Below are 18,379 nucleotides of genomic sequence, written 5' to 3'. Positions count from 1 at the left end.
CTTCACAGTGGGAGTGGCGGAATACGCTCCGCTTTTCTGCCCTACGTGTCAGCTGTAGGGCGGAAAAGCGAAGCGCATTCCGCCGAGCATCGGCGGCGATGGCTAAGCCGACTTGGCGCCGAGGCACTTGCCCTTAACGACGTCGTAATTGCCGCAGGACATCGGTGCCAGCCAGTCGCCGATCAGGTCCTTGGACTCCGGCAGATACGGCGACCAGGGCTGCGCCACGACCAGGCCCGGCGTCTGGGATACGACGTTGAACTGACCCGTCGCCTGGATTTCCGCGATCAGCACCGGCTTGGTGATGTGATGGTTCGGCATCATCGTGGAATAATCGCCGGTCAGGTTCGGCACGGACACGCCGGGCAGCGCCGCGATCACCGCGTCGGAGTCCGTCGTATTCGCCTTCTCGACGGCTTTGATCCACATATTGAAGCCGATATAGGCGGCTTCCATCGGATCATTGGTCACGCGCTTGGGGTTATTCGCGAACTTCTTGAAGTCGGCGATGAACTGGGCATTGGCGGGCGCATCGACGCTCTCGAAATAGTTCCAGGCAGCGAGATGTCCGACCAGCGGCGTGGTGTCGATACCGGCCAGCTCCTGCTCGCCGACGCTGAAGGCCACGACCGGAATGTCGGTCGCCTTGATGCCCTGGTTGCCGAGTTCCTTGTAGAAGGGCACGTTGGCGTCACCATTGATGGTGGAGACCACGGCGGTCTTCTGACCCGAGGAGCCGAAGCTCTTGATCTGGGAGACGATTCCCTGCCAATCGGAATAGCCGAAGGGCGTGTAGTTGATCATGATGTCCGTGGACGCGACGCCCTTGGACTTCAGATAGGCTTCCAAAATCTTGTTGGTGGTGCGGGGATAAACGTAATCTGTGCCGGCCAGAATCCAGCGCTTCACGTGCTCGGTGTTCATCAGGTAATCGACGGCCGGAATGGCCTGCTGGTTCGGCGCCGCGCCGGTGTAGAAGATATTGCGGCTGCATTCCTGGCCTTCATACTGAACCGGGTAGAACAGGATGCCATTGAGCTGCTCGAACACCGGCAGCACCGACTTGCGGGAAACGCTGGTCCAGCAGCCGAAGGTGGCGGAGACTTTATTGACGCTGAGGAGTTGCTTGGCCTTCTCGGCAAACAGCGGCCAGTTGGAGGCGGGATCGACGACCACGGCTTCGAGCTGCTTGCCAAGCAAGCCGCCATTCTGGTTCTGCTGGGCGATGAGCATCAGCATGACTTCCTTGAGGGGAGTCTCGCTGATCGCCATCGTGCCGGAGAGCGAATGCAGGATGCCGACCTTGATGGTGTCGCCGGAGGACTGGGCGCGCGCGGGCGTGCTGGCCACGATGCTCGCGGTGGCGGTTGCGCCGACAGCGGCGGCGGCAACGGCCGCAAGGCCAAGACCACCCAGGCTACGACGGCCCAGTTCGGGAAGGGCGATGTCGGGAAGGATGGCCGTGTCCAGCTTTGTCTCGTCCGTCATGAGCGTGCGTCCTGTTTCCAAGCTTGGGTTACGTCGTTACTCGACCTGGAAACGAGTTTTGGTGTCCGCAGGGCGATACGCCCATACGTCAAATCGCGTATGACGTTTCCGTGTGGGTGTGGTTTGATCGGCGCCGAATGACCAAGCACATGGCCTCAGGCGGATGAGTGCCGGTATGCCGACAGGCTCGGCCCGCCTGGCCCGGCAGCGCATCACGCGCACCCGGCGCGACTACAACCGCTGGGTCGCGAACCAGACGCTCGAAGATTATGCCTTGCGCTTCACGGCGAAAAGCGCGCGCCGCTGGTCCCCGCTGCGGGTGGCGAACACCGCACTCGGCGCGGTGTCCTTCCTCGCGCTGGAAGCGATCGGCGGCACCATCACGCTCGCCTACGGCTTCACCAATAGCATCGCCGCGATCATCTTCGTGAGTGTGATGATCTTCGCCATCAGCGTGCCGATTTGCGCCCATGCGGCGCGGGCGGGCGTCGATGTCGATTTGCTGACGCGCGGGGCCGGCTTCGGCTACATCGGCTCGACCATCACCTCGCTCATCTACGCCTCCTTCACCTTTATCTTTTTCGGCATCGAGGCGGTGATCCTGGCGTCGATGCTGCAGAGTTTCTTCGGCATTCCCGAATGGCTCGGCTATATCTTCTGCGCCATCGTGGTGGTGCCCTTGGTCACGCATGGCATCACGTTCATCAGCCGCTTGCAGCTTTGGACGCAGCCGGTCTGGTTCCTGCTCAATCTGGTGCCGATCGTCGCGGCCTTGGTCACGCATCCGGAATGGTTGCGCGGCTGGGTCGGCTATGCCGGCCAGAACGGCCGCTATGTCGGGTTCAGCCTGACGGCCTTCGGGGCTGCGGCGTCCATCCTGTTCGCGCTGATCACCCAGACGGCGGAGCAGGTGGATTTCATCCGTTTCCTGCCGCCGCGCGCGGCCATCGGCGGCCGGCAGTGGTGGACGGCGCTGCTGCTCGGCGGCCCGGGCTGGATCGTCATCGATATCGTCAAACTCCTCGCGGGATCGTTGCTGGCCTATGCCGCGTTGCGCAGCGGCTTGCTGCCCGATCAGGCGGTGCAACCGGCGCAGATGTACCGGCTCGCCTTCGGCACCATCACCTCGCCGATGGGCGCGCTGATCCTGACGAGCGCCCTCGTGGTGGTGTCCCAGATCAAGATCAACGTCACCAATGCCTATGCCGGGTCGCTCGCCTGGTCGAACTTCTTCTCGCGCCTCACGCATAGCCATCCAGGCCGCGTCGTTTGGCTCATCTTCAACATCGTCATCGCCTTGTTGCTGATGGAGACGGGCGTGACCAAGACCATCCAGCATACGCTGGTGGTCTATTCCGACGTCGCCGCCGGCTGGATGGGCGCCCTGGTCGCGGACCTCGTGGTGAACAAACGCCTCGACCTCAGTCCCAAGGGCATCGAGTTCAAGCGGGCGCATCTATTCGACATCAATCCGGTGGGGGTCGGTGCCATGTTGCTGGCGGCGGCCGTCTCCCTCGGCGCCTATGCCGGGCTGATGGGCCCCGTGGCCGGCGCGCTCTCGACCTTCATCGCCTTCGGCGTGGCCTTCGTCGCGGCACCGGCCATCGCCTGGGCGACCGGCGGTCGCACCTATCTGGCGCGGCGGGGCCGGGCGGCCTGGGCCTCACGCGGCACCATTCCCTGTAGCATCTGCGAACATGATTTCGAGCCCGAGGACATGGCCTATTGCCCGGTCTATACGGGGCCGATCTGCTCCCTGTGCTGCTCGCTCGACGCGCGCTGCCACGATGCCTGCAAGCCGCATGGCCGCGTGGCGGAGCAGATCGCCCGGCCCTTCCGCATGATCCTGCCGGCGCCGGTGGTGGCGCTGATGCGGGTGCGATTGGCGCGCTTCACCGGCGTGCTGTTCCTGTTCGCCGCCGGCACCGGCCTGCTGCTGATCGCCATCGATGCGCAGACCGTGGGCAGCGGCCCGATCAGCCATGAGGCCGCCACCGGCGCCTTCTGGAAGACCTTCCTGGTGATGCTGGTGATCGGCGGCGTAGTCTCCTGGCTCGCCGTTCTCGCCCAGGAAAGCCGGAGCGCCGCGGAGGAGGAGACGCGGCGACAAACGGCGCTGCTGCTGGACGAAATCAGCGCCCATCAGGTGACCGACGCCGCCTTGCAGCGCGCCAAGGAAACCGCCGAAGCCGCAAGCCGCGCCAAAAGCCGCTACGTCATCGGCATCAGCCACGAGCTGCGCAGCCCGCTCAATGCAATTCTCGGCTATGCGCAGTTGCTGGAGAAGGATGCCGATATTCCGGCGCGCAAGCGCGAGGGCTTGCGCATCATCCGCCGCAGCGGGGAGCATCTGACGGCGCTGATCGGCGGCCTGCTCGATATTTCCAAGATCGAGGCCGGCCGGATCGAACTATATCGGGATGAGATCCGGTTGCCGGAATTTCTCGATCATCTGGTGCAGATGATGCGACTTCAGGCCGAGACGAAGGGCATCGCGCTGTTCTACCGGGCGGAATCGCTGCCGCGCCTGGTCTACGCCGATGAACACCGCATGCGTCAGGTGCTGATCAACCTGCTGTCCAATGCCATCAAGTTCACCAACCAAGGCAGCGTGACCTTCACCGTGACCTGTCGTCGCCAGGTGACGGAGTTCGAAATCGCCGATACCGGCCGTGGCATTGCGGAGTCCGACCTCGTTCGCATTTTCGAGCCGTTTCAGCGCGGCGGGAATACGCAATCGGTGCCTGGGACCGGCCTCGGCCTGACCATCGTGCGCCTGCTGACCGAGGTCATGGGCGGGGAGATTGTCGCCACCAGCGTCTTAGGGGAGGGCAGCCGCTTCCGTCTGCGGCTGCTGCTGTCCGAAGCGCCGGAGACGCTGCGCCCGAGCCCGCCGGCGTTGGAGATTACCGGTTATCGCGGGCGCCGGCTGACCGTGCTGGTCGCGGATGACGACCCTTCGCATCGGTCGCTCATGCTCGACCTGCTGACGCCCTTGGGCTTCACGGTCATGGGCGCTTCGGGCGGTGTTGAATGCCTGGACATGGCGGCGCAATGGCGGCCGGACCTGTTCCTGCTCGATCTTGCGATGCCGGATATGACGGGATGGGACCTCGCGGCACGGCTGCGCGAGGATAGCGGCGCGCGGGCGCCGATCGTCATCGTCTCGGCGAATGCGCGGGAGCTGGAGGCGGCGCCGCGCGAGGGGCAACATCATGACGATGTCATGGCGAAGCCCGTGCGGCTCGATCTGTTGCTGGACACGATCGGGCGCCTGCTCGACCTGGAATGGACGCGGCTGGAGATGGACGCCGTGGCGGTTTCGACTGAAGTAGGTGAGGCGCTGACGCGGCAACAATTGGATGAGCTGCGGGAACTAGCCGCCATCGGCTATGTGCGCGGGATCAGGCTGCGGCTCGACGCCCTGGCCGAGGAATTCCCGGCGCTGGTGCCGACCTTGGAGCCGCTGCGGGCGCTGATTTCGGATTACCGGCTGGATGCTTTCGTGACGGCGCTGGATGCCTCCGCCCGGGTCGAGGCGCTGTGACCCGGCGGGACGTCGTCTTGGTGGTGGACGATACGCCGGGCACGCTGGGCGTGCTCAATGAGGTTTTGGAAGACGCCGGCTATACGGTGCTCATGGCGCAATCGGCGGCGGCGGCCATGCTGGTGGTGCAGCGGGTGCGGCCCGACATCATCCTGATCGATGCCGTCATGCCCGGTATGGATGGGTTCGAGGCCTGTCGCCGCATGAAGCGGAGCCCGGCTCTGGCCGCCGTGCCCATCGTCTTCATGACCGGCCTGACCGATAGTGAGGATGTGGTGCGCGGGTTGGAGGCCGGTGGCGTCGATTACGTCACCAAGCCGCTGCAACTGGCTGAGGTCGTGGCCCGCATTCGGGTGCATCTGGCGGGCGCGCGGCGCACGCGCAGCGCCCAGGCGGCACTCGATACCGCCGGGCGTTTCCTGCTGGCGACCGATACCTTCGGCGACTTGATGTGGGCGACGCCCCAGGCGGCCGAGTTGCTGGCGGAGGTCGAGGGCGCGGACGTCGCCTGTCCCTGGGTCGTCGATTGGCTCGCCGAGGCGGGCGAGCGCGTGCCGGGCCAGGTTGCGGCGGCGATGGGGGAGCAGCGGCTGCTGCAATTTGTGTATGTCGGGCGCATGGCGCCGGACGAGGTGCTGTTCCGCATCATGGAAACCCGCAGCTCGACCGAGGAGTCGCGGCTGCGGGAGCGGCTGGGCCTGACAGCGCGGGAGGCGGAGGTGCTGCTCTGGGTCGGCCATGGCAAGGATACGCGCGATATCGCCGAAATTCTTGGTCTCAGCCCGCGCACGGTGCAGAAGCATCTGGAGACGATCTACACCAAGCTGGGGGTGGAGAACCGCGCGGCAGCGGCGGCGATCGCGATCCGGACCTCGTCGTAGGACCAAGATCTGCTGGAAATGCGACCTTCATCGGCCTAACCTTCGGCTCATGGATCGCAGTGACGACCAACCGCCTCTGACCTGGACGGACTCGCTGACGCGCGGCAAAGCGAAACTCGAGGCGGGCGAAACCGTGCCGCTCGGACCGTTCATGGAGCGACTTCGGAGCAGCATCGCGCGCATGAAGGCGCGCCGGGATGAGCATGAGGCGAAAGTCACGCGTAGGCGTGATCGCGCTTAGTGCCGAGGCTGAATATCAACTCGACAACCTGCTGGCGCACTATGAACGGTTGGATCGTATCGAGGCTGCGCAGAAGCTCATGCTTGTTCTGGAACAGGCGTCTATCAGAATTTTAGGTTCGCCACATTCCGGGGCATTAGCCCCGAGTCCCTATCCAGTCCTCGCCAAATACGGTCTCCGGTGGATCAAGGTCGGGCCGTATTGGATCGCCTATGAGGTGGCTACCCGTGCCACCATCATAGGTGTCTTCTATAAGACGGCTGATATTCCGAACCGCCTCTCTATGAGGAGGTGACGCGACCCAAGCGGTCAAAGGCGGATGCGCCGGGCTTTTCCGCCGTACCGTGGCTACTTTGCCGGCTTCATTTCGAAGAAGCCGACCCAGCTCTGCAGCTTGCCGTTCATGATGCGGAATTTGTAACCAACCGGGCGATGCGACCCGTTCGAGAGCGTGGCGATGGCCATGCACGCGATCTCGTTGGACGACTGCCGGTCCGTCGTGATGCCCGCGTAATCGGTGATGGAGAAGGGCGCGTTCGTCTTCTTGAGAGCGACATTCACGTCCGTGCTCGCCTCGGCGCTGTCACATGCGGGCAGCGAGGGCTCCGCCATGGCGGCGGCCGTCGTCATCGCCAAGCCAGCAAGGGCACCGGCGAATATTTTTGTGATCATCGTTCCGTCTCTCCTGTTATCGGGCGAGAGGCGGAAAGCCCGCCACACCCGATCGTGACCGGGGCGGGAAGGGGCTCGCGACCTCTGGCTTTCACCTGAGGTCGCGAGAAGACATTAGCCGAGCTTCTTCAGATTGGAAGCGGCCTGCTTGCCGCGCTCCGTAATCACGTCGTAGCTGACCTTCTGACCGTCATTCACGCTGTTCAGGCCAGCGGCCTGCACTGCAGTGATATGAAGGAAGACATCCTTGCCGCCGTCCTGCGGGGTAATGAAGCCATACCCCTTGTCCAGGTTGAACCACTTAACCGTACCAGTCGCCATAACAGATCACTCTCAGAATTGCCGAGCAGGACAGATAGCGCCGTGTTCCGTCTGCGGCTACCCCATCATTGCAAGATATCTGCGGGGCAGGCGATCAACAGGCGCGGACCTGCCCGACAGCAAAAGGCAGCTTCCCCCCGGCGTCAGGCGGTGTATGAGGTGCGCGGACAAAACCATCGAGGGTGCAGGGGGGCGATTCCAGGGCCCGGCTTGTCGCTGTCGCGAGAGAGAAGAGAGTATGGCTGGCTTCAAGGACAATAATTTCGTCGAACGCCGCGATGCGGCGCTGAAGGCCAAACGTGAGGCGCTTGACAAGTTCAAGGCCAGACCGACGGCAGAGGATCCTCGGCTCCTCAAACTCGCGGAAGAACGGCGGGTAATCGCCGAGGCGCGCGCGATTCGCGCGACCGAGCGCGAGAAGCTCCGGCAGGAAGAGCTGGTGCGGCAGGCTGCGGCGGCTGTGATCCGCAAGCAGGAAGAGGAAGCGCGGATTGAGGCCGAGAAGCAGGCCGAGATCGAGGCCGCTGCCGCCGAGCTGGAATTGAAGGCGCAGCAGAAGGCGGCCCGTGATGCCCGCTACGCCGCCCGGAAAGCCCGCCGCTAAAGCTTCGGCTCGCGATCCACGGCAGGGCATGATACGACTTCGGAATGACATCCGGCGCCGTATCGCCCTGGCTGCTGATCCTGGGCTTTGCCGGCGTCTCCTGCGCGGCAGTCTTCGCATGGAGCGCGCCTGACGTCTTTGGGCTGTCGCTGCTGCTGATCCCAATCCTGGTGAGTCTCGCCCTGGTGGCGCGCTCCCCAGATCACGCGCTTGTGATATGGATCGCGGTCATCGCGACCTGCCCGGAGATGTGGCTCGGCGACTTGATCGGCCGTATGCCGCTCATCATCGGCCTCGACAAGGCCGCCGGTCTTGTCCTTTTGACGATCTGCCTGTTTCGCTACGGGCCACGGCTGGACTGGTTCAACCCAGGCTTTGCCTTCCTGGCCATGTTCGCGGCCGGCGTGCTGCACGGCTTTTGGCCTGGGCTGACAGTGGCCGATAGCCTACGCAGCCTGATCGGCTCGGCTGCGCCCTTCGCCTTCTCCTGGGTCAGGCTTCCCGCCCAAAGCGCACGGCGCATCATCGCTGCCGTGATTGTTGCACCCGTCCTCATCCTCGGCTTCGGGTTCTGCCTGGCCGCAGCGGGGTTACGGCCGCTGTACATCATCGAGGCCGGCAACCTGCGGCTCGGTGGGTCAACCCATCCCGCCTTCCTCGCGGGCTTCGCCCTCATCAGCGTCTATGCCCTGTTGATGGAGCAGGTGAGGGGGGCAAGGTTCTGGCGCCTGGCCATGCTCGGCGTGAATGGCCTCATCCTCCTCGGTACCGGCGCACGCGCGCCGCTCGGCATCGCCTCGGTCATGATCCTGCTGGTGGTGGGCTGCGTGCCCGCACGGGGCTGGCCCTGGCGATCCCGTGTTCCTGTCCTGCTGCTGCTCGCAGTTGCCCCGGCGTTCACCGTGCTAGCGGCGCCCCTGCTGGGCTTCGTCCGCCTGTTGCACCTCGCATCGCATGGCGATCTAGCCGACCTCAGCCACCGCACCCTGATCTGGCCGATTTACGAAGCGGCCTTCACGGCCTCGCCCTGGGTCGGCTGGGGTTTGGGTGCCGGCAAGGTGCTGGTGCCGGTTGGCACCCTGTTATGGGACCTGATCGGCACCAATGCGGCGCATGACGAGTATCTGCGCATTGCCGCCGAAGGCGGCGCGGTCGGTCTCGGGTTGCTGATCCTGTGTCTCATGGCCTGGCTGCGTCGCGGCATCCGCCCGATGGCGGGGGCGGAGCGCGCCGTCATGATCCTGGTGTTCCTCGCCTTCGCCGCTCATTCAGCGACCGACAACACGCTGATCGCGACGACGGCGAGCCTCATGTTCCTCTGGGTCTCGGCGGTTTTCGCGCGGGCGGAGGCCGAGCGTGCCGCCGAGGCGGTCTTGCAGCGCCCGCCCGCGCGCGTGATGCTGAGGCATGTCCAGACCCCGAATAACGCAAGCGGATAGCCCCAGCGCGGCACAGCGGCAGGCGATTCTCGATCCCTTGATCGCCTTCAGCGATCCGCGCGCCGGGCCGGGCGGATGGCCCGAGCATGATCTGTGTCTCGTGATCCGGGATGCTGCCGGCACCATCGCGGGCGGCGCCTGGGGCCGCGCCTATTACGACTGGCTGTTCATCGAGTTGCTGGTTGTGCCGGAGGATCGGCGCGGTGCGGACCTGGGCTCGGCTCTGCTCGCCATGGCGGAGGATCAAGCGCGCGCCTGGGGCTGCCACAGCGTCTGGCTCGACACCTTCAGTTTTCAGGCGCCGGGCTTTTACGCGAAGAAGGGCTATTCGGTGATCGGAACCGTGCCGGATTACCCGGCGCCGCATCAACGTTTCATGCTCAGCAAGCGGCTCGACCCCGAGGCCGCGCCGACCGCGCATCCCGCCGTCGAAACCATCACCGCGCCCGCCTCTCATCATCGGGACGCGATCGCCGTGGCGCTTGAGCGCTTCAATCGATCCCGCGTCGGTGACGGGCCGGACGCGCCCCTCGCGCTGTTGATCGAAGATGCGGAGGGCACGGTGATTGGCGGCCTATGGGGCCGCAGCTACTACAACTGGCTGTTCATCGAACTGCTCTTTGTGCCGGAGAGTCTGCGCGGCCAGCGCATCGGCAGCGCCCTGATGGAGATGGCGGAGGCCGAGGCGCGCGTGCGCGGCTGTATCGGCGTCTGGCTCGATACATTCAGCTTTCAGGCGCCGCGTTTCTATGAGGCGCACGGCTACACGGTTTTTGGCGAGAGCGCCGATTACCCGGCGCCGCATAAAAGGTTCTTTCTCAGCAAGCGGCTTTAGCGCGCGAGCACCAGCAGGGACCCGCCGAAGACCACCAGGGAGATGAAGAACGAAATCACCGTGAAGCCGAGCACGCGACGCATGCCGATGCCGGCGATGGCGAGCAGGGGCAATGCCCAGAAGGGCTGGATCATATTCGCCACGCCCTCGCCGTAGCCCACGGCCTGGGAGGCCGCCGCCTGGTTCACATGCAGCGCCACAGCGGCCGGTACGATGAACGGCCCCTGCACGGCCCAATGGCCGCCGCCACTCGGCACGAAGATGCTGATGATGATGGAGGATATGAAGGCCCAAAACGGCAGCGTGGCGGGCGTCGCCACGGCGATGAACCACTTGGCAATGACCCCAGCAAGGCCCGTGGCCGTCATGATGCCCATGATGCCGCCGTAGATGGGATATTGCAGCAGCAGCGGGCCGGTGATGCGGGCGGCGTTGTTCACCGCCTCGACATAGGCGATCGGCCGCCAATGCAGCAGTAGGCCCAGGGCGAGGAAGATCAGGATCAGCGAATTGATGTCGAGATGGAAGGTGCCGCGCGCCATCTGCATGCCGAGATAGCCGAAGGCCGCGACCACCAGACACAGGTTGAGGATCCAGGCGCGGTCGAGCAGACCGCCCAAGCCCGCATCAGGCGCCCGCACCTTGGGCACATCCTCGGCTACCAGCCGCGCTTGGTCGGCCGGCTGCATATCTGATTCCGCCGGCTCCATGCGGCTGAAGACGAACGGCAGGACGATGAACAGGATGACCACCGGCACGATGTTGAAGGGCGCTAGCAGGGAGTGGCTGAGCGGCACGATCTGACCGGTGAGCTTCTGCGTGATATTGAGCGGTGAGCCGGGTGTCGCCTGCGCGAGGGCGATGGAACTCGAAAGGCCCGGCGGGAACATCAGGAAGCCGCTATAGGCCCCGGCCAGCAGCCAGGCGAAATCGAGCCTGTGGCGCTTGGCCACTTCCCGCGCGAAGATCGCGGAGGCGACGAGGCCGAAGCCCCAGTTGAGTGCGACGGTGACGAGCGCGACCAGCACGGTCAGCGCCACGGCCTGACGCGGCGTGCGCGGCAGGGCAGCGAGGGCCCGCAGCACGGCCGAGACCGGGCGCGAACTGGTCAGCGCATAGCCCGTGACCAGGATCAGCACCATCTGAAAGGCGAAGGGGAAAATCTGGAAGATACCGGCATACCAACCTGACAGCACCTCCGGCACCGTGTTCTTGGGGGCGAAGATGAAGGCGAGGATGGCCGTCATCACCGACAGCAGGATGGCGAAGACGAAGGGCTCCGGCAGCAGGCGCTCGAACAGATAGACGAAGACGCTGGTGATGCGGGCGAGCGGCGCGCCGCCTGTGGCGCGCGGTGCGGTGCTGGTCGGCATGTCATCGTCCCATTGTTCTGCGCGGCTTATGCAGGATCCGCATTGGGCGATATAGACGCCGCACTAACGGAGAGAGCGAAGCCTGTGGATCTGCTTCATGCCGGACCTTCCGTGCTTGCGGCCTTTCTCGCCTCCCTGGTGGAGTTCGTGGAGGCCTTGACCGTCGTGCTGGCGGTCGGCGCCACGCGGGGCTGGCGCAGCGCCCTGGGCGGCAGTGCGCTCGGCCTGTTGGTCCTGTTGCTGTTGGTGGCGGTGCTCGGCCCGCTGCTGACGCGCATTCCGCTTCACGCGGTGCAATTGGGCGTCGGCGCCTTGCTGCTGCTGTTCGGCATGCGGTGGCTCAGGAAGGCCATTCTCCGCAGCGCGGGGGTGATTGCCCTGCACGACGAAGATGCGCTCTATCACCGGCAACGGCACACTCTTGGCGCGGCGCCTGCGGCTGTCGGCTGGGACGCGCTCGCCGTCACGACCGCGTTTAAAATTACGATGATCGAGGGGATCGAGGTGGTCTTCATCGTTATCGCGGTGGGCGCGGCAGGGCGCGGGTTATTGCTGCCGGCCTCCCTCGGCGCCTTGGCGGCGCTGGCGCTCGTCATATTGCTGGGCTTCGCATTGCGCCGGCCGGTATCGATGATCCCCGAGAACGCGCTGAAGTTCATCGTCGGTGTTTTGCTCTGTGCCTTTGGGACATTTTGGATCGGGGAGGGCGCGGCGATCGTCTGGCCCGGCGGCGATGTCTCGCTCGTGGCACTCGGCATCGGCTTTCTGGTCGTGGCACTCGGCACTGTATCGCTGTGTCGCCGCAGCGTTGCGGGTGTCGTGCGATGAGCAACCGGGTGCTGGCGAGTTTGACGATGGTGCGGAACGAGATCTGGTCCGTCTTCGTCGATGACGGCGTTTATGCCGGATCGATCGTGTCGTGGCTGGCGATGGTCTGGCTGGTGCTGCCACGTCTTGGATTGGCGGCGCCGTTGCCCGCGCTTGTGCTCTTCGCGGGCCTCGCGGCAATTCTCGTGTGGGGGTCGATGCGGTCGGCGCGCAAGAGGTGAGGCTGGCTGAGAGCGGCATGCGCTGGGTCTGAATCGCTCGGCCCTCACCATGGCATGCCTTCGCATGCCATGACGGGAGACTTGGTCGTTGAACCGGCTTTAATCCATTGTGCTCTAGACTAGCCCTCAGACTCCGGGCGCTGTGCGTCGCGCGCCCAACGCCGTTCGAACGCCCAAACCTCCTCGAAGCCGATCAGCCTGTTAAAGGCTTTGAAGGGGAACAGCGGAATCGAAGGGGCATCGCTGGTGCCCAGCCGCTTGAATTCGCTCAAAGCATTATGCGCGGCCTGGGCTGCCGCCAAACCGGTCAATGACGGATAGATCGCAAGGCTATGGCCGAGCGCCTTCAATTCATCGGCCGAGCGGATGGGTGTCTTGCCGCCATCGGCCATATTGGCCATCAGCGGCTTGGTCACCTGCCGCCCGGCCATGCGCATCTCCTCCTCGCTTTCCAGTGCTTCGAGGAAGATGATGTCCGCGCCGGCCTCGCCATAAGCCAGGCCACGACGGAGGGCGCCCTCATACCCTTCGCTCTGGCGGACATCGGTACGCGCGACGATCAGCGTTTCGCGGGGATTGCGCCGCGCCTCACAAGCGACCTTGATCTTCTCGACCATGTCGATCATCGGCACGAGCCGCTTGAACGGCGTATGGCCGCATTTCTTGGGGAATTCCTGATCCTCGATCTGGATCGCCGATACGCCCGCTTCCTCATACCCACGCACGGTATGATGCACGTTGAGCAGGCCGCCATAGCCGGTATCGGCATCGGCGATGACGCTCGCATTGACGGTGCGCGTGAGCGTGGTGACACGGTCGAGCATCTGGCTATAGGTCGCGATGCCGGCATCGGGCAGCCCATAGGCCGATGCCGTCAGCCAGTAGCCGGTCGCATAGACGAAATCGAACCCGACATCATTGCTGATCACGGCCGTGATCATGTCCTGGATGCCAGGCGCTGCGATAAATTCGTCGGCTTCGAGGGCGGTGCGAAGGCTACGCTTGACCATGATGATTTCTCCTTGGGTTCACAGAAAGGCAAGCGCATCCGCGCAGGGCTGTTCGACTTTCAGCGTCAGGATCGCATCCGCCCGCGTGCGTCCGAGGTTGACGACGGCGACGGGCTTTCCGGCCTGAACCGCCGCTTGCACGAAGCGAAAACCGGAATAGACCATCAGGGACGAGCCGACGACGAGCATGGCGTCGGCTGCCTTGAGCGCGTGGCTCGCCGCAATGACGCGGTCCATCGGCACGCTCTCGCCAAAGAACACGACGTCTGGTTTCAAGATGCCGCCGCATTCCCCGCATGGCGGCACGATGAAGGACGAGAAGTCGGTGTGGATCAGATCGGCATCGCCATCCGGCGCGCGAGCGGCCTCGCTGTCGATCCAGCCCGGATTGAGCCGCAGCAACTGCATCTGCAGCGCCTCACGCGGCGTCCTGCGCTCACAGCCCATGCAGCGCACGCGGTCGAGGGTTCCGTGCAGATCGACCACACCGATGCTCCCGGCGGCCTGATGCAGGCGGTCCACATTCTGCGTCACCAGCAATTCGCTTTTGCCTGCCTCTTCCAGCCGCGCGAGGGCCCGATGCGTCTCGTTCGGCACCGCGCCGCCGAAATGCTGCCACCCGACAAGACTGCGCGCCCAATAGCGTTGGCGCGTTGCAGGGCTGCCCATGAAGGCCTGGAACATGACCGGCTGCGGACGCTTCCAGTGGCCATCGGCATCGCGGTAGTCGGGTATGCCCGAACCGGTGCTGCATCCAGCGCCGGTGAGAATGAACAGACGCCGGTGGCGGCCGACGAAATCCTCGAGTTCGGAGTTACCCATCGTTGCCGTAGATAGCGTTGATGGCGCCGCCGCGCCACCAGTCGCTACCGCCTCGATGGGTCACACGTTTCGGCTCTCAGGGCGCCTTTTTCAACCGATAGATCACAGCCAGCGGAATGGGCGCTTTGACCTGCCATTGGGTGATGGCGATCTGCTTGCCGCCGGCGATATCCACGATCGTCATGGGAATATTGGTCTGGATATGCATCCGGGGCGTGAAGCTGCGCGGACCTAATACCGTCGGCTGATCGGTATAGGTCTGCATGATCGCCGACACGGCTTTCGCATCGGTGGTGCCAGCGGTGGTCACGGCCTTGGCCCAAAGCTGCAGCCAGGCATAGATCGGATAGGCATATTGGGAACTCGGCGCCTTGCCGTATTTCGCTGCGTATTCCGCCGTCAACTGCTGCACGGCCGGGCGCGGATCACCCGAGACGACGGCCTCCACCGGCAGATAGAAATCCTTGAGCCCCGGCACGGCGTCGATCCAATAAGTGCCGTCCATGGAAGAGCCACTCAGGATCGGCAAGGTGACGCCGCCATCGCGAATTTGGCGAATCGCGCTCGATCCGCCCGGATTATAGGTGCAGAGCATCAGCGCATCCACCTTGTGGTCGCGCACAGCATTGCTAATGCGCGTGACCTGCGAACTGATGGAAGGATCGTCGTTCTTGAACGTATCGGTACCGATGATGGTGCCGCCTTCCTTTGGGAAGGCCCATTGAAATCCCGCGCAGGTTGACTTGTCATATTCGATCGAGCTGTCTTCCAGCACATAGGCGCGGCGATAGCCCTTCTTCTCGTAGCCCCACTCGGCCATCATGGCGCCTTCAAGCTGCGCCACCTTCTCGGCGGTGAAGGAATAGGGCCCGACGCCGATCACGCCGGCCTTGGCATCGGAGGCGCCCAGGAAGACCGACATCTTGCCCGCCTTTTGCGCCTGCAACGCGGCCGGGGCGCCGTAGTCGTAGTCAGCGGTCACGAAAACAAGCTGAGCGCCTTCCCCCAGAACCTTCAGCCCAGCGCGGGCACCCTCCACGCGGTCGGTCTTGGTGTCCGCGTAGACAGACTTGATCTGCCGACCGAGCAAGCCGCCGTGGGCATTGGTCTGGTCGATCCAGAGCTGCGCCATCTTGGTGGCGTCGCCATCCACGCTGTTCAGTCCGCCGGACAGCGCCACCGCGAAGCCGACGACGATGTCATTGCCCGCAGCCTGCCCCTGGGCTGGCCAGGCCGTTGCCGCCATCGCTGCCGACAAAGCGCCCATGAGGGTCGCCCGCAGCCTGCCTCGTATCCGCATGCAACGCTCCTGTCTGCTTGTGCCCAAGGCCGGCGCGGGGCCGACCCACTGGTTCATCATTGCACTAGCAATTGACGTGCCGTTGTGCGGAAGAGTCGGTTGTTGCGGGTCAGGTTGCCACCACATGACATGAGCGTCCGGGAGGTCATGGTGGCGACACGTAAGCTCTCAGCCTATCAAGCCAAGCGGGATTTCACGCTGACAAACGAGCCGAGCGGCGATATGCCGCTTCGGCAAGGGTCGCGCCTGCGCTTCGTGGTGCAGAAGCATGCCGCGACGCGGCTCCACTACGACCTGCGCCTAGAGTTGGATGGGGTCTTCAAGTCCTGGGCGGTGGCCAAAGGCCCGTCCCTCGACCCCCATGATAAGCGCCTGGCGGTCGAGGTTGAGGACCATCCGCTCGACTACGGGGACTTCGAGGGCACAATTCCCAAGGGCCAGTATGGTGGCGGCACGGTCCAGCTTTGGGACCGCGGCTACTGGGCGCCCCAGGGCATGACGGCCGAGGCCGGGCTCGACTCCGGCGACCTCAAGTTCACGCTGGAGGGCGAGCATCTGCATGGCAGTTGGGTGCTGGTGCGGATGAAGAACTGGAGCGGCAAGCGGGTCAATTGGCTGTTGATCAAGCATCGGGATGAGCACGCCCATGAGGGCGACGCGGATGCGTTGCTGGCCGAAGACCGCTCGGTCGCCTCCGGTCGGGCGATGGCCGAGATCGAGGCCGGGACGGGCAAAGCCCCCAAACCGTTCATGGTGCCGGATGCGCCCGCTGGCGTCACCAAGGACGCGGTTTGGGATTCCAATGTCGGGCTGGCGCCCGATTTGCGTGCCGCGCGGAAAAAGACGCCCAAGGCGAAGCCGGCAGCTATGCCAGACTTCATCGACCCACAGCTCTGCCAGTCCGTTGATCGGCCTGAGAATGGGCCGGGCTGGGTGCATGAGATCAAGTTCGATGGCTACCGCGTTCAGGCACGCACCGCCGGCGGCGAAACCGTGCTGCGCACGCGGAAGGGGTTGGACTGGACGGCGAAGTTTTCGCATGTCGCGGCCGCCTGCAAAGACCTGCCCGACACGATCATCGATGGGGAGATTGTGGCCCTCGACAGCAATGGCGCGCCGGATTTCGCGGCCTTGCAGGCGGCGCTGTCGGAGGGCGATACGGCGAACCTGGTCTTCTTCGTCTTCGACCTTCTGTTCGCGGCGGGGGAGGATCTGCGCCCGCTGCCCCTGACCGAACGCAAAAGCCGGTTGCAAAGCGTTATGGTGGCGCTTCCGAATCAGGGCGGCCCGCTGCTCCGCTATGTCGATCATTTCGAGACGGGCGGCGATGCCGTGCTGCTATCGGCCTGCAAGCTGTCGCTGGAAGGCATCGTCTCCAAGCGGACGGATGCGCCGTATCACTCAGGGCGGAGCGAAAGCTGGACCAAAGCGAAGTGCCGCGCCGGCCATGAAGTGGTGATCGGCGCCTGGGCCGATACGGGTGGCCGGTTCCGATCCCTGATCGTGGGTGTGCATCGGGGGTCGCACTTCATCCATGTCGGGCGCGTCGGCACCGGCTTCGGCGGCGCCAAGCTCGACAGTCTCATCAAGCGCCTGAAGGCGGTCGGCAGCGACACGAGCCCCTTCACCGGGCCAGGCGCGCCAAAATCGGCCCCCAACATCCATTGGGTTCGGCCGGAATTGGTGGCGGAGATTGAGTTCGCGGGCTGGACTGGCTCGGGCATGGTTCGCCAAGCGGCCTTCAAGGGTCTGCGGGACGACAAGCCCGCCGCTGAGGTCGAGGCCGAAGAGCCGGCTCCGGCGGCAACGACCGAACTCGCCGCACCACCGGCCAAAAAGGCCGCAAAGGCGCCCGCTCCAAAGAGCGAGGGCAGCGCCGCCGTCATGGGCGTGACGATCTCCCGGCCCGACAAGGTCCTGTGGCCGGAGGCCGGCGGCGACGGCACGCCGGTCACCAAGCTCGACCTTGCCCGCTATTACGAAGCCGTCGGCCCGTGGTTGATCCGGCACCTCAAGGGGCGGCCGTGTTCGATCATCCGCGCGCCCGATGGGTTTGGCGGGGAGACCTTCTTCCAGCGCCACGCGATGCCAGGCTCCTCCAATCTGCTGGAACTGGTCACCGTGAGCGGCGACCGGAAGCCGTATATCGAAATCGATCGGGTCGAGGGTCTGGCGGCGGTCGCGCAGACCGGCGCGCTGGAGCTGCATCCCTGGAACAACGATCCCTTCCATTACGAGGTCCCGGGCCGCCTGGTCTTCGATCTTGATCCCGGACCTGACGTGGACTTCCCGACCGTCATCGCGGCCGCGAAGGAAGTGCGTGACCTTCTGGCCCAGATCGGCCTCGTCAGTTTCTGCAAGACGACGGGCGGCAAGGGGTTGCATGTCGTGACGCCCTTGGCGCGCAAGAAGCAGGGCAACCCGAGCTGGCCCGAGACGAAGGCCTTTGCGCGGGCAATTTGCCAGGTCATGGCCGAAGCCGCGCCCGATCGCTACGTCATCAACATGGCCAAGAAGCTGCGCACCGGGCGCATTTTTCTGGACTACCTGCGTAACGACCGGATGGCGACGGCCGTGGCGCCGTTGTCGCCGCGCGGCCGGGCCGGCGCCCCGGTGTCGATGCCGCTGACCTGGGGCCAAGTGAAGGACGGTCTGGACCCGCTGGACTACACCATCCGCAGCGTGCCCGACCTGCTGGCCAAGACCAAGGCCTGGGACGAGTATTTTGACGCCGAGCAGCCGCTCGCGGAGGCGATCAAGCGTCTCAGCGCCTAGGCGGTTCGCGGTATCGACCATC

General features: G+C 64.7%; 16 protein-coding genes. 9 read left to right on the top strand and 7 right to left on the bottom strand.

Features of this window, described 5'->3' with window-relative positions; all coding sequences use genetic code 11:
• Nucleotides 1-102: 102 nt before the first annotated feature.
• Nucleotides 103-1,488, bottom strand: coding sequence for an urea ABC transporter substrate-binding protein (gene urtA, locus QP803_RS15275; protein ID WP_284944335.1), 1,386 nt, complete (start codon nucleotides 1,486-1,488; stop codon nucleotides 103-105).
• Between the two features lie 175 nt (nucleotides 1,489-1,663).
• Between urtA and QP803_RS15270 the strand changes: the two genes are divergently transcribed.
• The 3 genes from QP803_RS15270 (at nucleotide 1,664) to QP803_RS15260 (ending at nucleotide 6,452) form a co-directional block, all read left to right on the top strand.
• A complete protein-coding gene (locus QP803_RS15270; RefSeq protein WP_284944334.1) occupies nucleotides 1,664-5,035 on the top strand; it encodes a hybrid sensor histidine kinase/response regulator in 3,372 nt (1,123 codons plus the stop codon).
• A complete protein-coding gene (locus tag QP803_RS15265; RefSeq protein WP_284944333.1) occupies nucleotides 5,032-5,916 on the top strand; it encodes a response regulator transcription factor in 885 nt (294 codons plus the stop codon). The genes QP803_RS15270 and QP803_RS15265 overlap by 4 nt, the downstream gene beginning before the upstream one ends.
• 197 nt (nucleotides 5,917-6,113) lie before the next feature.
• Nucleotides 6,114-6,452, top strand: a complete 339-nt coding sequence (locus QP803_RS15260; protein WP_284944332.1) for a type II toxin-antitoxin system RelE/ParE family toxin — start codon at nucleotides 6,114-6,116, stop codon at nucleotides 6,450-6,452.
• Between the two features lie 53 nt (nucleotides 6,453-6,505).
• On the opposite strand, the gene QP803_RS15255 is transcribed toward QP803_RS15260, so the two are convergent.
• A complete protein-coding gene (locus tag QP803_RS15255; RefSeq protein WP_284944331.1) occupies nucleotides 6,506-6,829 on the bottom strand; it encodes a hypothetical protein in 324 nt (107 codons plus the stop codon).
• A 114-nt stretch (nucleotides 6,830-6,943) separates the two neighbouring features.
• Nucleotides 6,944-7,150: a cold-shock protein gene (locus QP803_RS15250; protein ID WP_284944330.1), complete on the bottom strand. Its 207-nt coding sequence runs from the start codon at nucleotides 7,148-7,150 to the stop codon at nucleotides 6,944-6,946.
• 238 nt (nucleotides 7,151-7,388) lie between these two features.
• On the opposite strand from QP803_RS15250, the gene QP803_RS15245 reads away from it, so the two are divergent.
• From QP803_RS15245 to QP803_RS15235, 3 genes are read left to right on the top strand one after another with little or no spacing between them, the layout of a single operon-like run.
• Entirely contained in the window at nucleotides 7,389-7,754 is a 366-nt protein-coding gene (locus QP803_RS15245) for a DUF6481 family protein (protein ID WP_284944329.1), read from the top strand.
• A gap of 44 nt (nucleotides 7,755-7,798) precedes the next feature.
• Nucleotides 7,799-9,193, top strand: coding sequence for an O-antigen ligase family protein (locus QP803_RS15240; RefSeq protein ID WP_284944328.1), 1,395 nt, complete (start codon nucleotides 7,799-7,801; stop codon nucleotides 9,191-9,193).
• The gene (locus QP803_RS15235) at nucleotides 9,162-10,028 is read left to right on the top strand and encodes a GNAT family N-acetyltransferase (RefSeq protein WP_284944327.1); all 867 of its coding nucleotides are present in this window, start codon (nucleotides 9,162-9,164) and stop codon (nucleotides 10,026-10,028) included. Before QP803_RS15240 ends, QP803_RS15235 begins: the two co-directional genes overlap by 32 nt.
• On the opposite strand, the gene QP803_RS15230 is transcribed toward QP803_RS15235, so the two are convergent.
• The gene (locus tag QP803_RS15230) at nucleotides 10,025-11,401 is read right to left on the bottom strand and encodes a short-chain fatty acid transporter (protein WP_284944326.1); all 1,377 of its coding nucleotides are present in this window, start codon (nucleotides 11,399-11,401) and stop codon (nucleotides 10,025-10,027) included. The genes QP803_RS15235 and QP803_RS15230 overlap by 4 nt on opposite strands.
• Before the next feature lie 84 nt (nucleotides 11,402-11,485).
• On the opposite strand from QP803_RS15230, the gene QP803_RS15225 reads away from it, so the two are divergent.
• Together QP803_RS15225 and QP803_RS15220 are read left to right on the top strand one after the other, a co-directional pair.
• The gene (locus QP803_RS15225) at nucleotides 11,486-12,229 is read left to right on the top strand and encodes a COG4280 domain-containing protein (protein ID WP_284944325.1); all 744 of its coding nucleotides are present in this window, start codon (nucleotides 11,486-11,488) and stop codon (nucleotides 12,227-12,229) included.
• The gene (locus QP803_RS15220) at nucleotides 12,226-12,450 is read left to right on the top strand and encodes a hypothetical protein (RefSeq protein ID WP_284944324.1); all 225 of its coding nucleotides are present in this window, start codon (nucleotides 12,226-12,228) and stop codon (nucleotides 12,448-12,450) included. The genes QP803_RS15225 and QP803_RS15220 overlap by 4 nt, the downstream gene beginning before the upstream one ends.
• 119 nt (nucleotides 12,451-12,569) lie before the next feature.
• Here QP803_RS15220 and QP803_RS15215 read toward each other — a convergent pair whose 3' ends face one another.
• The 3 genes from QP803_RS15215 to QP803_RS15205 form a co-directional block, all read right to left on the bottom strand.
• Nucleotides 12,570-13,460: an isocitrate lyase/PEP mutase family protein gene (locus tag QP803_RS15215; RefSeq protein WP_284944323.1), complete on the bottom strand. Its 891-nt coding sequence runs from the start codon at nucleotides 13,458-13,460 to the stop codon at nucleotides 12,570-12,572.
• 18 nt (nucleotides 13,461-13,478) lie between these two features.
• Nucleotides 13,479-14,282: an NAD-dependent protein deacetylase gene (locus QP803_RS15210; protein WP_284944322.1), complete on the bottom strand. Its 804-nt coding sequence runs from the start codon at nucleotides 14,280-14,282 to the stop codon at nucleotides 13,479-13,481.
• A gap of 76 nt (nucleotides 14,283-14,358) precedes the next feature.
• Nucleotides 14,359-15,582 (bottom strand): ABC transporter substrate-binding protein, encoded by a 1,224-nt coding sequence (locus tag QP803_RS15205; RefSeq protein ID WP_284944321.1) that lies wholly within the window; start codon nucleotides 15,580-15,582, stop codon nucleotides 14,359-14,361.
• Nucleotides 15,583-15,732: 150 nt separating this feature from the next.
• Here QP803_RS15205 and ligD point away from each other — a divergent pair, with 150 nt between their 5' ends.
• Nucleotides 15,733-18,357, top strand: coding sequence for a DNA ligase D (gene ligD, locus QP803_RS15200; protein ID WP_284944320.1), 2,625 nt, complete (start codon nucleotides 15,733-15,735; stop codon nucleotides 18,355-18,357).
• Nucleotides 18,358-18,379: the final 22 nt, after the last annotated feature.

The organism is Acidisoma sp. PAMC 29798 (assembly GCF_030252425.1).
Classification (GTDB): Bacteria; Pseudomonadota; Alphaproteobacteria; order Acetobacterales; family Acetobacteraceae; genus Acidisoma; species Acidisoma cladoniae.
This window is presented reverse-complemented; position numbering and strand designations above follow the sequence as displayed.

What these genes read in the sequence shown, in the direction of transcription:
- urtA (WP_284944335.1), bottom strand. Translation starts at nt 1,488, where the DNA reads ATGACGGACGAGACAAAGCTGGACACGGCCATCCTTCCCGACATCGCC.
- QP803_RS15270 (WP_284944334.1), top strand. Translation starts at nt 1,664, where the DNA reads ATGCCGACAGGCTCGGCCCGCCTGGCCCGGCAGCGCATCACGCGCACC.
- QP803_RS15260 (WP_284944332.1), top strand. Translation starts at nt 6,114, where the DNA reads ATGAGCATGAGGCGAAAGTCACGCGTAGGCGTGATCGCGCTTAGTGCC.
- QP803_RS15255 (WP_284944331.1), bottom strand. Translation starts at nt 6,829, where the DNA reads ATGATCACAAAAATATTCGCCGGTGCCCTTGCTGGCTTGGCGATGACG.
- QP803_RS15250 (WP_284944330.1), bottom strand. Translation starts at nt 7,150, where the DNA reads ATGGCGACTGGTACGGTTAAGTGGTTCAACCTGGACAAGGGGTATGGC.
- QP803_RS15245 (WP_284944329.1), top strand. Translation starts at nt 7,389, where the DNA reads ATGGCTGGCTTCAAGGACAATAATTTCGTCGAACGCCGCGATGCGGCG.
- QP803_RS15240 (WP_284944328.1), top strand. Translation starts at nt 7,799, where the DNA reads ATGACATCCGGCGCCGTATCGCCCTGGCTGCTGATCCTGGGCTTTGCC.
- QP803_RS15235 (WP_284944327.1), top strand. Translation starts at nt 9,162, where the DNA reads ATGTCCAGACCCCGAATAACGCAAGCGGATAGCCCCAGCGCGGCACAG.
- QP803_RS15230 (WP_284944326.1), bottom strand. Translation starts at nt 11,401, where the DNA reads ATGCCGACCAGCACCGCACCGCGCGCCACAGGCGGCGCGCCGCTCGCC.
- QP803_RS15220 (WP_284944324.1), top strand. Translation starts at nt 12,226, where the DNA reads ATGAGCAACCGGGTGCTGGCGAGTTTGACGATGGTGCGGAACGAGATC.
- QP803_RS15215 (WP_284944323.1), bottom strand. Translation starts at nt 13,460, where the DNA reads ATGGTCAAGCGTAGCCTTCGCACCGCCCTCGAAGCCGACGAATTTATC.
- QP803_RS15210 (WP_284944322.1), bottom strand. Translation starts at nt 14,282, where the DNA reads ATGGGTAACTCCGAACTCGAGGATTTCGTCGGCCGCCACCGGCGTCTG.
- QP803_RS15205 (WP_284944321.1), bottom strand. Translation starts at nt 15,582, where the DNA reads ATGCGGATACGAGGCAGGCTGCGGGCGACCCTCATGGGCGCTTTGTCG.